This window comes from Halorubrum sp. T3 (genome assembly GCF_000296615.1).
In the GTDB taxonomy this organism is placed as follows: domain Archaea; phylum Halobacteriota; class Halobacteria; order Halobacteriales; family Haloferacaceae; genus Halorubrum; species Halorubrum ruber.
Map to the genome: position 1 here is coordinate 609275 of NZ_JH815329.1, position 14053 is coordinate 623327.

A 14053-nucleotide genomic window follows, 5' to 3' on the forward strand; every position below is an offset into this window, starting at 1 on the left:
GGCGACTTGAGACCGGCGACCGCGGGCGGCTTCGGGGGCGGCGACGGCGGCCGACTTCGCGGCCGGCGGACGCGGTCGTTTATATAGCTCGCTCGACTACCCGAGCGCGTGTACCGGGCGAGCGACCGGGTCGACAACGAGAGGTGGATCGAGCTGCTCGACGAGGCGTGCGTCTCGCTCGACCTCGACGACGAGACGCGCTCGACCGCGGTCGACCTGTTCCTCTCGCGCGCCCCCGACGACGAGCGCGGGAAGCGCGTCGCGGCCGCCGCCAGCCTCTACGCCGCCGGGCTGATCCGCGGCGACGAGCGCTCGCAGTCCGCGGTCGCCGACGCGATGGACGTCTCCCGGCTCTCGGTCCAGAAGCGGTGGAAACCCATCCTCGAAGACGCCGGCTTCTCGCCGCCGTCGTGGTGAAAAGGCGGTAAATTGCGGTTTTGAGTCCTCTCGACACGTTTCCCTATGAGCACCTTCAACGGCGACAGCTTTATTATCAAACGTAAAGTGTCCTTTACTGTAAAGCGAGCTTTACACTCGGTTCGCGCCCGCTTTACCCCTCCCATGAGCGAACACAACGCCTCCGCGACGATACGGCCCTCCGAGCGGAAACGGTACAAGCGAATCGCCTACGGACTACTCGGCGCCGGCATCGCCGCGCTGTGGATCTCGATGGCGCTCGATCGGTTCGTCCTCGGTGTCGCCTTCTACTGGGCCGGCGGCATCGGGATGGGGCTCGTCCAGCGGTTCAGCCCCGTGACGCTGTACGACGAGCGCGACACGACCATCGATCGCAAGGCGAGCCAGCGGACGATGAAGACCTTCGCGTACCTCTTCATCCTCGGCCTGCCCGGCGGCCTCGTACTTCAGGAGAGCGGCATCGTCACGCTCCCGGGCGAGTTCTACGGCGCGACGTGGACGCTGTTTGCGATATACGCCCTGTACGGCGTGTTCGTGGGCTACTACAAGTATCGCGCATGAAGAACGACCTCCGCGAGCGGCGCGCCGAGACCGGCGAGAGCCAAGCCGACCTCGCCGCCGCGGTCGGCGTCACTCGCCAGACGATCAACGCGATCGAACGCGAGCGCTACGACCCGTCGCTGGAGCTCGCCTTCGCCCTCGCCGACCACTTCGACTGCCGCGTCGAGGACCTGTTCGAACCGGCGGCGTGACCGGCCGCCGCGGAGCGACTACTTCGGCGTCGCCACCACGCCGAGGTGGTCCTCGTGGTACCGGTCGAGCCGCCGCGTCTCCAGGATCTCGTACGCCTCCCGGAGCCGGTCGAGCGCGCCCTCGAACACCGTGTCCGGCTCCGCGGTCACGTCCTCGCTGCGCGCCTTGATCGCGAGCAGCAGCCGCCCGTCGTCGGCGAGGAACTGCGCGTTGCGGACGGCCACGTCGGCCTGACCGCGCGTGGCCACGTCCTGAACGACCGCGTCGACGTCGGCCTCGACGACGTGCGCGTACGTCGCCGGCTTCCGCGCGTCCTTGAGCAGCGGGAACAGGCGGTCGCGCGGCGCGGCGGCGTCGAGCAGGTCGCGCGCCGGTCGCGGGGCGAACTCGACGGCGTAGGTCGGGCCCGCGAAGTCGGCGACGTGGCTGACCGTCGTGCCGCTCGCGGCGCCGAGGTAGAGGACCGTCTCCCCGCCGGAGAGCCCGGTCTCTATCCCGAGTTCGAGCATGCCGCCGAGCTTCGAACGCTCGGGGTCCCACGCGCGCCAGCCGTCGGCGGTCGGCTCGCCGTACACCGGCTCGCCGCGGGTCGCGAGCCGCCGCTCGCCGTCGAACTCGCGGCGCTCGACCCCGTCGGGAAGGGTCGACTCACTCATCGTCGGCCCCTCCGTCGCTCGCCGCGCCGCCGGCTCCGTCGTCGCTCGCCGCTTCGCCGTCGTCGCCGCCCTCGCTCGTCCCGTCGTCCGCACGCGCCCGAATCGTCGCCATCCGCTCGCGGAGGTCGTCGTGGAGCTGCGCCCGTCGTTCGCCGGCGTAGTGGTCGGCGCGCGCCGCGAGCGTCAGCTTCCCGGCAAGCGCCCGCGCCGCGGAGCCGCGGTCCTCCGGCCGCGTGCCGCGGACGAACTCGTGAGTGTAGATGATCCCGTGCTTCGGCGAGGGCGCCCGTCCCGAGAGGTGCGCGAACAGCGCGTCCTCGGCGCCGAGTACCTGAACCGTGCCGGACGGCTTCTTCGCGAGCGACTCTAACCCGCCCGCGAGCGCGATCAACCGCGCGGCGAGCTCCGGCCCGGCCATCTCGGTGAGGTTCGGGGCGACCGCGGGCGCGATCCGAGCGATCGTCTCCGCGAGTTCGGCGCGCTCGTCGTCGAGGTCGGCGGCGCGCTCGGCGAGGGAGACCGCCCGCCGCTCGACCTCGCTCTCGGGCTCTCGGGCCGCGATCTCTCGCGCGCCGTCGACGCCGGAGCCGACGTCGTCGAAGAGGCTACCCGCCCACTCGACGGAACGCTCGGCGAGCTCGTTTGCGACGCGCTCGGTGTCGTCCATCGCCCGGATCGCGTGGATCAGCTGCGCGTCGTCGGCGCGCTCCCGCTCGCGGACCGCCTCGCGGGTCGCGCGCGTCGTCGCGGCCTTGAGTCGGTCGTAGTACTCGTCGGCGTCGTCCGCGAACCCGGACTCGACGGCGCGCGCGGGCCAGTCGGCGGGCGACGCGGCGCTCCCGTCGCGCACCCGCGCCGCGGCCGCCGCGGTCGCGGCGTCGCCGCTCTCGGTGTCGGTGTCACTGTCGTCGGTCGCGTCCGACGGCAGCGCCTCGAACCAGCCATCACCGCCGTCGGACGCCGCGTTCGCGTCCGGTCCGGCGTCGGTGTCGCTCATTGCCGGCGGCTACTCGCCCCGGCGGTATAGACGTTCCCGATGCGAGCGGGGACCGCTCGCTCACCCGTCACGCTACGGCGTCGCTCACGCCGCCGCGTCGGCCTCGAGGTCGTCCTCGTCCCCGTCGGCGTCGTCCGCTTTATCGGCGAACACGCCGCCGGCGCCCGACTTCAGTTCGGCGAGGGTGGCGCCCGCCAGCCCGCCGAGCGCGCCGCCCGTGCTGGCCGCGTTCCGGCTCCACAGCCCGCCGACCGCGGCGCCCACCGCGGCGCCGACGGCCGCGTACTTCGCTCTGCTCAACGAGTTTCGGATTCGTCCCATACGCCCTCTTTCTTGTCTGCTCATAAAAATGTGTCTGCGAAGACCACGAATTATGGCGGTCGGCGCGGATAGCCCGATCGAGGCAGGTGGTCGGAGTGAGGCGGTCGCCGTCGGTCCCGCTTACTGAAGCCGCTTCGTCGTCTCCACGAGGGGGTGTCGCGCGTAGTCGACGACCTCGATGTCGCCGACGACGCGGAGCCCCTCCTTCTCCGCGGTCTTCGCCATCCCCAGATCGACCGGGGTCCGGGGGACGATCACGTACGCGTCCATCGTCTCGATGCCGGCCTTGCGCGCGGCCATCGCCCGGTGGTGGCCATCGGCCAGGTAGAGGGTGCCGCCGTTGTCGATGACGACGAGGGGCTCGGCGAGCCCGTGTTCGAGCTCGTACTGCCGGCCCTCCAGCTCGTCGGCGTACACCCGCGCCTGCGTCGGCGTCAGGTCCGCGATGGCGACCTCGCGGCGCTCCTCGTCGAGCTCGACGCCGTGGATCTGCGAGAGGGTTCGCATTAGCTTCCCGACCTTGCCGGGCGTCGCGCGCTCGATCTGCGAGCGGACCACGTCGGTGTTCGAGATGATCCCGACGAGGTTGTCGGCGTCGTCGACGACCGGGAGCCGCTGGATGCCGGAGCGGAGGATTACGCGCGCCGCGTCGGTCACCTTCATGTCCGGGTGCGCGACGATCAGGTTCTCCGTCATCACCGTGAACACGGGGGCGTCGTCGTCCGCGAGCAACAGGTCCCCGGCCGAGACGAACCCCTCGACGGTGCGGCCCTGCGTGACTGGGAACCCGTTGTGTCCGTCGCTGTCGGCCATGCGGCGCGCGACGGTCGCCACCGTCTCGTCCGGGCTGACCGTCTCCACCTCGCGGGTCATGTACTCCCCGACCGTCGGTTTCCCGGTCATCGTCCGCCCTATACGCCCCCGGAATAAAAAGAGGGCGGAGAGACGGAGGCCCGCCACGGCGGCACGGCGCGTCCCCCCCACCCGGGGCGGTCCAGGCGAACGACCCCCGATCGCGGGCGTCGCTACCGCCCCGGCGGCCCTCCCGTCACCGCTTCGTCGGGCTCGCCGTTCGGGCGTTCGACCCGGGCTCTGAGCCGGCCGCTCTCGTCGACGGTGACCGAGACGCGGCTCACGTTCCGCTCGTAGCGTCGGTACCGGCCCTTCTCGGCGTCTATCGAGACGTGTTCCGTCACCAGGTCCAACTCCCTGAGCGTGTCCAAGCGCCGGTACACCGTCGACATCGGGATGTCGCACCGCTCGACGAGGTCCGCGACCGAGGTCGGCTCGTCGAGCGCGGACAGGATCGTCCGGTTCGTCTCCTCGCTCAGCGCGTCGAGGAGCCGCCCGACGAACTGCGACTCCTCGCGCTTCGACCCGGCGTCACTCATCGCGAACGCCCGGCGATGCGGGTTCGCTTCGCCGGTCTCCGTACCGGCCTCCTGTGCCGTTCGCCCTCGGTTCGACGTGAGACGCGCTCATCGTCGTCGCTTGGGCGCACAGCGGCTAGAGTCTCCGTTTGTCGCAGGACAACGGCCGGCGTCGCCCCCGGTTGGCTGCGGGGCGTCGGCTAGCCGCCGTCGGGCTCGCCGACCTCGATCGGGACGCCGATCATGTTCCCCCACTCGGTCCAGGAGCCGTCGTAGTGTCGCACGCATTCGTACCCGAGCAACTCCTCGAGGACGAACCACGTGACCGACGACCGCTCCCCGATCCGACAGTAGACGATCACGTCGTCGTCGGGGGCGATGCCCCGCGACTCGTACACGTCCGCGAGCTCCTCGCGCGACTTGAACAGGCCGTCTGGACGGACGTTCTCGGCCCAGAACACGTTCGTCGCCCCGGGGACGTGGCCGCCCCGCATCGCCCCCTCGTCGCTGCCGGGCGGCTTCGTGATCTCTCCGCGGAACTCCTCGGGCAGCCGCACGTCGACGAACTCCGTGTCGGTGTCGAGCGCCGCCCGCACGTCCGCGCGAGACGCCCGCACCTCCGGCCTCGCCGGCGCGTCGGGCGCGTCGCCGTACGTCACGTCCGGCGGATCTGCCGGCTCCGTCGTGGTCGGGTAGCCGCGTTCCAGCCAGTACTCGCGGCCGCCGTCCATGATCCGGACGTCCGGATGGCCGTAGTAGGCGAGCTGCCAGTAGAGGTGGGCCGCGAACCAGTTCCGGTTGTCGCCGTAGATGACGACGGTCGTCTCCTCGGCGATCCCGCTCGATTCGAGGAAGGCGGTCATCTCCGCCGGCGAGAGGATGTCGTGTGCCTCCGCCGACCGGAGGTCGGTCCGCCAGTCGACGCCGACGGCCCCGGGCGCGTGTCCCTCCTCGTAAAACGAGGCGTTGACGTCGACTTCGAGCAGCCGCAGGTCGGCCGCGTCGGAAGCGAACCGGTCGAGCCGGGCGTTCACCCAGTCGGCGTCAACGAGCACGTCCGTCGGGTATCGGCCGCCCGTCGACGCGTCCGTGGGCTCTCGCCGATCGTTGTTCGTGGGATTCCGCCGGTCGTCGTCCGTGGGCTCTCGTCGGTCGTCGTTCGTGGGCTCTCGTCGGTCGTCGTCCGTGGGCTCTCGTCGGTCGTCGTCCGTGGGCTCTCGCCGATCGTCGTCTGTGGGGGATTCGTCGGTCATGCCTGTTGGTCCGCGAATCGTTTCGCTAACTCAGCGGTCGCGCGTCGAAGCCGGTACGACACCGTCGAGCGGGGTTCGCCGAGCTCCGCGGCGAGTTCGTCGAGCGTCACGTCCCGCGGGGTCTCGAAGTAACCGCGCTCGACCGCGAGCAGCAGGGTCTCGCGCTGCTCGGCGGGGACGTCCGGCCGGGAGAGCAGCTCGCTCTCCCAGTGGTCGACCTCGGTCAGGTGTTCGAACGAGAAGGAGAGGCCGTCGCCGAGCTTCGCGGATAGCGTGTCGTACAACAGCCCGATCTTCGAGTCGTCCTGGACCAGCACGCGCCACCGGACCGTGTCGCCGGACCGCGTCTGCTCGAAGAGCACGCCCCCGTCGACGTACTTCGCCGTGATCAGCGGCACGGACTCGCAGTAGTCCACGTCGGAGACGTACGTGTACGTCACTCGCCGTCGCCGCTCGTCGGTCAACAGGCTCGTCGTGCGGTCCGAGCGACAGGCCCGCGCGCTGATCGACTCGCGGTCGACGGACTCGTCTAAGAGGAGCTCGTCGACGGCGGCGAGGTCCGCCGCGTCGCCGGTCACCGATTCGAGCTTCCACAGCTCCGAGGGGTCGAGACACGAGTAGGTCGCCTCCGACTGGAGGGAGCTGCGGTCGATGAACAGGTCGACGTACTCGTCTGCGCCGGGCTCGTACGTTATCGTGAACGTGAAGTCGTACATCTGACGGGGAGCTCGTTCTGTCGTGCGATTTCGGTTCGCGGCGTCCGCCTCACGGGCGACCGAGCCGTCGCGGTCGGTCGCGCTCCGGCGGAATATTGGCACTCGACAACACGCCTGATACGGGCCCGACGTACTTACGTTGTCTCGTATGTGCTTTCACGTTCGAATCGGAGGCCGCGCTCCGAAGCCGCCTCCTGATCTCACCCCTCGTCGCGCTCGTCGGCGGGATCGGCGGGATCGGCTTCGCGTTCGACGTGGCGCTGTACCGGAACTGGGAGTCGGTCGACTGACGCGGGGGACCGGCCCGCGGCGGGATCGACCGCGCGCCGGTCCCGGCGTCCACTCGCCGTTCGGCGGCTCGGCGCCCCGTCCGTCGCGATCTCCGTCGGGCGTCGTCGCGGCGGCCGTCAGGACTCCTCCGCGGACTCGTCACCTCCGTCCCCGTCGTCGCTCGGTTCCCCGCCGCGTAGCCGTTCGGCGACCCGGTGCCGGAGGCGATCGAAGGGCCGCGAACAGGCGCCGCACTCGGCACAGGAGACGTCCGAACAGGAGATCGAGGCGCCACAGCGCGGACACGAGAGCCCGTTCGCCGCGTCGAACTCGTACTCGCAGCGCGGACAGATCACGCGATCACCTCCAGCGCGGCCGCGACGGCCCCGCCGACGGTGAACGCCGTGACCCAGGAGCCGACCCACACGAGGAGCGCGCTCCGCGCGTCGCGCTCCCTGAGTATCATCGCCATCGTGAGGATACAGGGGACGAACAACGTGACGACGATCAGTCCGACGAACGTCTGGGACGCCGACAGCGCCATATCCGTCATCCCGGCCGCGGCGAAGTCGCGTCGGATCAGCCCCAAGACGAGCACTCGTCCGAACGACGCCGGTAGGCCGAGCGCAGCGGTCAGCGGCCGAAGGCCCCCGACGATCGCGTCCAGCGCCCCGACGTAATCCAGCGTCGACACCGCCGCCGCAGTGACCCCGAACAGGGGGGCCGCCTCCCTGAGGAACGCGGCGCTCCGGTTCGCCGTCTTCCGAGCGACGTTCCCCGGGCGGGGGGCGCGCAGCCGCGGCAGCTGCTCGATCAGCGGCTCGCCTCGACCGGGGAGCGTCCGGTCGAGAAAGACGCCGGCGACCCCGAGGACCCCGAGCAGCACGAGCAGGTAAGCGCCCCACCAGCGGAGTCCGAGCCCGGCCAGCAACCCCGTAATGACCCCGATCTGCGCCGAGCAGGGAATCGCGAGCCCCAGCAGGGCCGTCGTGATGAGCCGCTCCCGGCGCGACCCGACCATTCGGGTGGAGACGACCGCCATCGTCACGCACCCCACCCCGACGATGAGCGGGACGACCGCGCGGCCGTTGAGGCCGATCCGGCTGAGTCCCCTGTCGGTCAAGACGGCCAGTCGCGGCAGGACGCCGGCGTCCTCGAGCGTTCCGATCACGAGGTAGAACGCGACCACCAGCGGGAGCAGGACGCCGAGAACATACTGGACGGTGATCGTCAGCAGTCCGAGGTTGCCGTTGACGAGCAGGAACTCGACGGGAGCGGCCCACTCGCTCGCCGGGAACAGATCCGCGACGGCCGCCTCGACCGCGGGGTTGTAGTAGCGGCCGAAGAGCACGCCCTCCGCGTAGCCGACGACCCGCTGCGCGACGACCACACCCATGAAGTAGAACACCGCGACGAGCAGTCCGATCGCGATCGGCACTCCCGTCACCGGGCGCATCAGCAGATCGCCGAGCCGCTGCTCGGCGGCCCGCCCGGAACCGGCCTCCCGTTCGACCGCGTCGACGATCGATCGGACCCGACTCCGGCGCTCGCGGTACACCGCTTCCCGCGCTCCGGCGTCCGCGAGCGGCGCGTCCCCCCCGTCGGCCACGAGGCCGCGGGCGCTGACGCGGCGGGCCGTGGGTTCGTCGCCCTCGACGAGGAGGGTCTTCTCCGCCCGGCTGGCCTCGACCTCGTCGGGGAGCGCGTCGTAGTACGAGTCGACGGGCGTCGACGCGGGGGCGGACGCCTCCGGGAGGCGGTCCCTGAGTTCGTCGACGCCGGATCCGGTGACGGCGACGGTCGGCACGACCGGGACGCCGAGGGCCGCCTCCAGCGCGTCGACGTCGATCTCGATGCCGTCGGCCTCGAGTTCGTCCATCATGTTCAACGCCACGACCGTCGGAACGCCCATGTCCAGCAGCTGTAGCGTCACGAACAGGTCTCGGTCGAGCTGCGTGGCGTCGACGACGTTGACGACCGCGTCCGCCTCGAGGACGGCCTCCCTGGTGACCCGCTCCTCCTCGGAGAACGACGAGATCCCGTGGACTCCGGGAGTGTCGGTCAGGCGAGTCGAGCCGACGGGCACCGCGGTCGTCTCGACCGTTGTTCCGGGGTAGTTCGAGACGTCGGCGTACTCGGCCGTGAGCCTGCCGAAGAGCACGCTCTTGCCCGCGTTCGGGGCGCCCACGAGCGCCACGGTCGCCTCGCCGTCGCCGGCACCGAGCCCACCGACCGCCTCGCCGTCGCCGGCACCGAGCCCACCGACCGCCTCGCCGTCGTCAGCACCGAGCCCGCTGGCCGCCTCGCCGTCGCCGACACCGAGCCCGCCGACCGCCTCGCCGTTCGCCGTCATCGCGGTTCGCCGTCGCGTCCCGCTCGCTCGACGGTGATCTCCCGAGCGAGCGACCGTCCCAGCGCTACCTCCGTCCCGCGACGCCGCACGACGACCGGCCCGTTACGGACCCGCCGGCGACACTTGACGCGGCCGTCGAGGAGGCCGAGCCGCAGCAACCGAGCGCGCGACTCGTCGTCCGGTACGTCGACCAGTTCGATCCACTCGTCCGGCGGGACGTCGACCAGCGCGGCCGTCATTTAGGTGTACCTAAAACCACGTCCGTATTGGGCGGCATGCCGAATTATGTGGCGTTATATATGCGCATCGCGCTTCGAACCCCCCGATGCGGGCCGTGTGTTCGGCTTCTCGTCGTCGCCGCCCCGCGTGACGGCGGCCTCGGTGATCTCATCGCTGCCGAGTCGATCGGGAGTATCGGAGACGCCCGGAATCTCCGACTCAGCGACCGCTCGCGGCGCGGTGGCTCGCGGGGGCGGAGCGAGAGGGGAGAATCGGAGGGGGAAGCGCCGAACCGCCTACTGCGGGCTGGGGTTCGACGGCCCGGAGACGTTGCCGTCCTTCAGCGTCGACCCCGTGATCGACTTCAGGCGGGAGACGAGCGAGTCCTTCTCGGTTTCGCCCTCCAAGGCGATGTCGAGGACCTCGCTGATGTGCGAGACGGGGATGACCTCGATCATCTCCTCGTACTCGTCTTCGATCATCACGTCCTGCTCGTTGGCCGCGGGGATGATAACCCGGTCGCAGCCGGCCTTCGCGGCCGCCTCGATCTTGTGGGTGACCCCGCCGACGGGGAGCACGTCGCCGCGGACCGAAAGCGAGCCAGTCATCGCGAGGCTCTGGTCGACGCCGACGTTCTCTAAGGCGGAGATGACGGCGGTCGCGACCGTGATCGACGCGGAGTCGCCGTCGACGCCCTGCTGGCCCGTCTGGATGAACTGGATGTGGATGTCCTTCTCGGAGATGTTCTCGTCGGAGAACTTCTTGATGATCGCCGAGACGTTCTGGACCGACTCCTCGGCCATCTCCTTGAGCTGGCCGGTGGCGATCACCTGCCCGCCGCTCTGAGTCGGCGTCACCTCGGCCATCACCGGGAGCATGATCCCGGAGTCCTCGCCCATCACGGCGAGGCCGTTGACGCGGCCGACGACGTAGCCGTCGGAGACCTGGAGCTCGTAGTCCTTCCGGCGCTCGATGTAGTCGTCGGCGAGCTGCTGTTCGATGGACCGCGAGCGCCCCTTCGCCTGGAGCACGTGGTCGCGGGTCGTCATCTCGGCGTCCTCGCCGCGAGCGATGTCGCCCGCGACGCGGACCATCCCGCCGAGGTTCCGCATCTTCAGCGTGAGGTGGCCCTTCCGGCCGGAGCGGCGCTTGGCCTCGAGGATGATCTCCTCGACGGCCTCCGCGGAGAACTCCGGCAGGCGGCCATCCTTCGCGACCTCCTGGGCGATGAACCGGACGTACTTCCGGCGCATCTCCGGGGTGTCCTCGATGGTGTCCTCCATGTACACCTCGTAGCCGTACCCCTTGATCCGGGAGCGCAGCGCCGGGTGCATGTTCTCCATCGCGTCGAGGTTCCCGGCCGCGATCATGACGAAGTCGGTCGGGACGGGCTCGGTCTGGACCATCGCGCCCGAGGAGCGCTCGGACTGGCCCGTGATCGAGAACTCGCCCTCCTGGATCGCCGTCATGAGGTGCTGCTGGCTGCGGATGTCGAGCGTGTTGATCTCGTCGATGAACAGCACGCCCTTGTTCGCCTTGTGGATGGCCCCGGCCTCGACGCGGTCGTGGCTGGGCGTCTCCATCCCGCCGGACTGGAACGGGTCGTGCCGCACGTCGCCCAGCAGCGCGCCGGCGTGCGCGCCGGTCGCGTCGCGGAACGGCGCGGTCTTCGTGTCGCCGTTGTTCACCAGCAGGTTCGGGATCATCGCGTCCGACCCGCGGTTGAGGTAGCGGAAGACGAGGTAGACGACCCCGGCGGCGATGATGCCGACGAGGATCTGGCCGACGATGATGAGCGCGTAGCCCAGCACGACGGCGATGATGATCCACATGAGGAGCGACCGCATCTGGTTGCGCTTGCGCGCCTCCTCGCGGTGCGCCTCGACGATCTGGTCGCCCTTCCCGGCCGGCACCGTCCGCACCTTCGGCTTGTTGCCGTCGTCGGGGTTGTGATACACTAGGACGTCCTGAAGCTCCTCTTTGGGGAGGAGTTCGGACATCGCCTTCGCGAGCATCGACTTCCCGGTCCCGGGCGAGCCGATCATCATCACGTGGCGGCGCTGCTTGGCCGCCTTGATGATCACGTCGCGGGCGTGCTCCTGCCCGATGACCTGGTCGACGAGCCGGTCGGGAATCTCGAGCTCGGCCGTCGTGTCGATCTTGAGCCCGCCGAGGAGGTCGTCCTCGTCCGGGTCCTCGTCGATCTCGGCGCCCTCGACCTCGACGGTGCTCCCGAGCTCGTCGATCCCGCCGTCGTCGGACGGCTCGGGGTTGTTACCGTTCCGGGCCCCGTCGGTGCCTTCCCCGACGACGTCGGTCTCGTCGAACCCGTCCCCGTCGTCGACGACGACCCCGTCGTCCCAGGGGTCGTCCTCGTCGTCGGGGTCCGCGGCCGACCCGTCGTCGGGGTCCGCGGCCGACTCGTCGTCGGGCCCCGCGGCCGACTCCCCGTCCGAGCCCGCGGCCGGGTCCTCGTCGGCGCCGGAGTCGTTCGCCGGACCGTCGTCGGGCTCGGGGTCGCCGCGCGTGGCGTCCTCGCCGTTCCCCGCCGGACTCGAGTCGTCGACGCCGCCGTGGGGCGGTTCGTCGGGGTCGTCGGCCGTCGGGTCGTTCGTGTCCTTCTCGTTGCTCATAGAATCGGGTGTCGCTATCGAAAAGGACGGGTCGGCTACTGATATACTTTCTCCCCCCGGAGGCACCGGCCCGAGGGAAGCAAACGCCGTTTTGAAGCCGTATGTCCGCCGATCTCGGCGTCCAAGCGTTCCCACGGGGTTTATAAATGACGCCGACGGTACGTAGACTCATGCGGGGGTTTTACATCGGCCGGTATCAGCCGTTTCACGACGGCCACCGGCACATGGTGGAAGAGATCGCGGCGGAGGTCGACGAGCTCGTCTTGGGGATCGGCTCCGCCGGCGACTCCCACACCACGCGGAACCCCTTCACCGCCGGCGAGCGCGTGATGATGGTGACGAAGGCGGTCGAGGAGTTGGACGCCACCACCTACGTCGTCCCCATCGAGGACCTCGACCGCAACTCCGTCTGGGTGAGCCACGTCCAGAGCATGACCCCGCGGTTCGACGTCGCGTACTCGAACAACCCGCTCGTCGTCCGGCTCTTCGAGGAGGCCGGCGTCGAGGTGCGCCAGTCGCCGATGTTCCGCCGCGACGTGCTGGAGGGGACCGAGCTCCGCGAGCGCATGATCCGCGGCCGCGACTGGGCGGACCTCGTCCCGGACGCCGTCGTCGACGTGATCCGCGAGGTCGACGGCGTCGAGCGCATCCGCCGGATCGCCGAGACCGACTCGTTAGGCGACGAACCTTCGGACCAATAGGGCAGGGAGTACGACCGTGTGGGTGTTCGTTTGCCGCGAATCGTCGACTGAGGATCGACGGAGAACAACTTTGGCTGCCTCGATCGTTTATAAATGGCCATCGGTAGTTCGACGGTGACTGCCTCCAAAGACCCAGCCGCTCATTTATAAATAGATGACCGTAGATCGACGGTGACCGCCTCCAAAGCCCCAGCCGCGAGGCGGGCGCACGCTCGCTGCGCTCCTCAGTCGCTCGTTTCACTCGCTCCCTGCGGTGCTTACGTCGCCTGCGCCCGCCTCGCGGCTGCCCCTTTAAGTCCCACCCCGCACAGCGACCGTACCTCATACCTCCCCAGCCTCGCGGTTCGCTCCGGGTTCCCTTCGGTCACCCGTCACTCACCGCGTCCCTCGCGCGTGCGACTCGCGCCCTGCGGGCGCTCGTCGGCACGCGCCACCGCAGTTGGTAGAGTGAATGGCGCGGCCGCCCGTTCCTTTTAAATCTGCGCCGACCGCGGGTTCTGACATGATAACGCTCGCCTCGGACTTCGGCTCGCCGTACCCCGCCGCGATGAAGGGAGTGATCCGCCGGCACACGGACGCCGAACTGATCGACGTCGCCCACGACCTGCCGCGCGGAGACCCGCGTGCGGCCGCCTTCTGGCTCCGGTTCGTCCTCCCGGAGTTCCCGCCGGCGGTCCACTGCGCTGTAATCGACCCCGGCGTCGGCACCGACCGCGACGCCCTGGTTGTCCGCGCCGGCGCCCACGTGATCGTGGCCCCGGACAACGGACTCGCGATGCCGCCGGCCCGAGCGCTGGCGGCCGACGAGTCGGACGTCGAGGCGTGGACCGTCGCGGTCGACGACCCCGCGAGCGAGACGTTCCACGGCCGCGACGTGTTCGCCCCGGCCGCGGCCCGGATCCGAGCGGCGCTCGACGAGGTTTCGGAGACGTCGAACGGCTCTCCGGACGCCGACGCGGTCGCCGAGACGCTCGCGGCGATGGACGACCTGACGCCCGCGAGCGACCCCGTCGACGTCCGCTTCCCGGAGCCGACGGTCGAGCGCGACGATGGGGGCGATGAAGCGGCCGGCGGCGAGGACGGCGACGGCGACGTGATTGCGGTCGACGGCGAGGTGCTCGCGATCGACCGGTTCGGCAACGTGATCACCAACGTCCCCGGGGAGCTGGTCCGCGGCCGCGACTGGATCCGCGTGAACGGCGACCTCACGCCGGTCGCAGAGACGTTCGGCGCCGTCGACCCCGGTGAGCGCCTCGTCACCGTCGGGAGCCACGGCTACGCGGAGTGCGACGTCAACGACGGGCGCGGGGACGGCGCGTTTGACCTCCGGCCCGGGGACTCGGTGCGGTTCGTGCCGGACAGCGTCAGCCTCTGACTCGCGGGAAAATCGCCGC

General features: G+C 70.1%; 17 protein-coding genes. 6 read left to right on the forward strand and 11 right to left on the reverse strand.

The window, feature by feature from the left end:
* Positions 1 to 108: 108 nt before the first annotated feature.
* From B378_RS0105190 to B378_RS0105200, 3 genes are all read left to right on the forward strand, one after another.
* On the forward strand, positions 109 to 417 hold the full coding sequence (locus B378_RS0105190; RefSeq protein WP_017342756.1) for a hypothetical protein: 309 nt from the start codon (positions 109 to 111) through the stop codon (positions 415 to 417).
* 144 nt (positions 418 to 561) lie between these two features.
* Entirely contained in the window at positions 562 to 978 is a 417-nt protein-coding gene (locus B378_RS0105195) for a DUF2178 domain-containing protein (protein WP_017342757.1), read from the forward strand.
* Positions 975 to 1169 (forward strand): helix-turn-helix transcriptional regulator, encoded by a 195-nt coding sequence (locus B378_RS0105200; protein ID WP_017342758.1) that lies wholly within the window; start codon positions 975 to 977, stop codon positions 1167 to 1169. The genes B378_RS0105195 and B378_RS0105200 overlap by 4 nt, the downstream gene beginning before the upstream one ends.
* A gap of 18 nt (positions 1170 to 1187) precedes the next feature.
* Here B378_RS0105200 and B378_RS0105205 read toward each other — a convergent pair whose 3' ends face one another.
* The 7 genes from B378_RS0105205 to B378_RS0105235 all read right to left on the reverse strand — a co-directional run bounded on the left by B378_RS0105205 (position 1188) and on the right by B378_RS0105235 (position 6483).
* Complete coding sequence (locus B378_RS0105205) at positions 1188 to 1826, reverse strand: fibrillarin-like rRNA/tRNA 2'-O-methyltransferase (protein WP_026046185.1); 639 nt, start codon at positions 1824 to 1826, stop codon at positions 1188 to 1190.
* Entirely contained in the window at positions 1819 to 2823 is a 1005-nt protein-coding gene (locus tag B378_RS0105210; protein ID WP_017342760.1) for an NOP5/NOP56 family protein, read from the reverse strand. Before B378_RS0105210 ends, B378_RS0105205 begins: the two co-directional genes overlap by 8 nt.
* 84 nt (positions 2824 to 2907) lie before the next feature.
* Positions 2908 to 3144, reverse strand: coding sequence for a glycine zipper domain-containing protein (locus B378_RS0105215; protein WP_017342761.1), 237 nt, complete (start codon positions 3142 to 3144; stop codon positions 2908 to 2910).
* Between the two features lie 120 nt (positions 3145 to 3264).
* Positions 3265 to 4047, reverse strand: a complete 783-nt coding sequence (locus tag B378_RS0105220; protein ID WP_017342762.1) for a CBS domain-containing protein — start codon at positions 4045 to 4047, stop codon at positions 3265 to 3267.
* A gap of 122 nt (positions 4048 to 4169) precedes the next feature.
* Entirely contained in the window at positions 4170 to 4535 is a 366-nt protein-coding gene (locus B378_RS0105225; protein ID WP_017342763.1) for a helix-turn-helix domain-containing protein, read from the reverse strand.
* A 179-nt stretch (positions 4536 to 4714) separates the two neighbouring features.
* Positions 4715 to 5767 (reverse strand): sulfurtransferase, encoded by a 1053-nt coding sequence (locus B378_RS0105230; RefSeq protein WP_017342764.1) that lies wholly within the window; start codon positions 5765 to 5767, stop codon positions 4715 to 4717.
* The gene (locus B378_RS0105235) at positions 5764 to 6483 is read right to left on the reverse strand and encodes a helix-turn-helix domain-containing protein (protein ID WP_017342765.1); all 720 of its coding nucleotides are present in this window, start codon (positions 6481 to 6483) and stop codon (positions 5764 to 5766) included. The genes B378_RS0105230 and B378_RS0105235 overlap by 4 nt, the downstream gene beginning before the upstream one ends.
* 95 nt (positions 6484 to 6578) lie before the next feature.
* Between B378_RS0105235 and B378_RS17030 the strand changes: the two genes are divergently transcribed.
* The gene (locus tag B378_RS17030; RefSeq protein ID WP_017342766.1) at positions 6579 to 6773 is read left to right on the forward strand and encodes a hypothetical protein; all 195 of its coding nucleotides are present in this window, start codon (positions 6579 to 6581) and stop codon (positions 6771 to 6773) included.
* Positions 6774 to 6890: 117 nt separating this feature from the next.
* On the opposite strand, the gene B378_RS0105245 is transcribed toward B378_RS17030, so the two are convergent.
* From B378_RS0105245 to lonB, 4 genes are all read right to left on the reverse strand, one after another.
* Positions 6891 to 7109: a hypothetical protein gene (locus B378_RS0105245; protein ID WP_017342767.1), complete on the reverse strand. Its 219-nt coding sequence runs from the start codon at positions 7107 to 7109 to the stop codon at positions 6891 to 6893.
* On the reverse strand, positions 7106 to 9106 hold the full coding sequence (feoB, locus tag B378_RS0105250) for a ferrous iron transport protein B (RefSeq protein WP_017342768.1): 2001 nt from the start codon (positions 9104 to 9106) through the stop codon (positions 7106 to 7108). The genes B378_RS0105245 and feoB overlap by 4 nt, the downstream gene beginning before the upstream one ends.
* Positions 9103 to 9345, reverse strand: coding sequence for a FeoA domain-containing protein (locus B378_RS0105255; protein ID WP_017342769.1), 243 nt, complete (start codon positions 9343 to 9345; stop codon positions 9103 to 9105). Before B378_RS0105255 ends, feoB begins: the two co-directional genes overlap by 4 nt.
* Positions 9346 to 9621: 276 nt before the next feature.
* Complete coding sequence (gene lonB / locus B378_RS0105260; RefSeq protein WP_017342770.1) at positions 9622 to 11958, reverse strand: ATP-dependent protease LonB; 2337 nt, start codon at positions 11956 to 11958, stop codon at positions 9622 to 9624.
* 170 nt (positions 11959 to 12128) lie between these two features.
* Here lonB and B378_RS0105265 point away from each other — a divergent pair, with 170 nt between their 5' ends.
* Positions 12129 to 12659, forward strand: coding sequence for a nicotinamide-nucleotide adenylyltransferase (locus B378_RS0105265; RefSeq protein ID WP_017342771.1), 531 nt, complete (start codon positions 12129 to 12131; stop codon positions 12657 to 12659).
* Positions 12660 to 13161: 502 nt separating this feature from the next.
* Positions 13162 to 14034: an S-adenosyl-l-methionine hydroxide adenosyltransferase family protein gene (locus tag B378_RS0105270; RefSeq protein WP_017342772.1), complete on the forward strand. Its 873-nt coding sequence runs from the start codon at positions 13162 to 13164 to the stop codon at positions 14032 to 14034.
* The last annotated feature ends 19 nt before the right edge of the window (positions 14035 to 14053 follow it).

Coding starts and splice junctions, on each gene's coding strand:
- B378_RS0105195 (WP_017342757.1), top strand. CDS start 562: ATGAGCGAACACAACGCCTCCGCGACGATACGGCCCTCCGAGCGGAAA.
- B378_RS0105200 (WP_017342758.1), top strand. CDS start 975: ATGAAGAACGACCTCCGCGAGCGGCGCGCCGAGACCGGCGAGAGCCAA.
- B378_RS0105205 (WP_026046185.1), bottom strand. CDS start 1,826: ATGAGTGAGTCGACCCTTCCCGACGGGGTCGAGCGCCGCGAGTTCGAC.
- B378_RS0105210 (WP_017342760.1), bottom strand. CDS start 2,823: ATGAGCGACACCGACGCCGGACCGGACGCGAACGCGGCGTCCGACGGC.
- B378_RS0105215 (WP_017342761.1), bottom strand. CDS start 3,144: ATGGGACGAATCCGAAACTCGTTGAGCAGAGCGAAGTACGCGGCCGTC.
- B378_RS0105220 (WP_017342762.1), bottom strand. CDS start 4,047: ATGACCGGGAAACCGACGGTCGGGGAGTACATGACCCGCGAGGTGGAG.
- B378_RS0105225 (WP_017342763.1), bottom strand. CDS start 4,535: ATGAGTGACGCCGGGTCGAAGCGCGAGGAGTCGCAGTTCGTCGGGCGG.
- B378_RS0105230 (WP_017342764.1), bottom strand. CDS start 5,767: ATGACCGACGAATCCCCCACAGACGACGATCGGCGAGAGCCCACGGAC.
- B378_RS0105235 (WP_017342765.1), bottom strand. CDS start 6,483: ATGTACGACTTCACGTTCACGATAACGTACGAGCCCGGCGCAGACGAG.
- feoB (WP_017342768.1), bottom strand. CDS start 9,106: ATGACGGCGAACGGCGAGGCGGTCGGCGGGCTCGGTGTCGGCGACGGC.
- B378_RS0105255 (WP_017342769.1), bottom strand. CDS start 9,345: ATGACGGCCGCGCTGGTCGACGTCCCGCCGGACGAGTGGATCGAACTG.
- lonB (WP_017342770.1), bottom strand. CDS start 11,958: ATGAGCAACGAGAAGGACACGAACGACCCGACGGCCGACGACCCCGAC.
- B378_RS0105265 (WP_017342771.1), top strand. CDS start 12,129: ATGCGGGGGTTTTACATCGGCCGGTATCAGCCGTTTCACGACGGCCAC.
- B378_RS0105270 (WP_017342772.1), top strand. CDS start 13,162: ATGATAACGCTCGCCTCGGACTTCGGCTCGCCGTACCCCGCCGCGATG.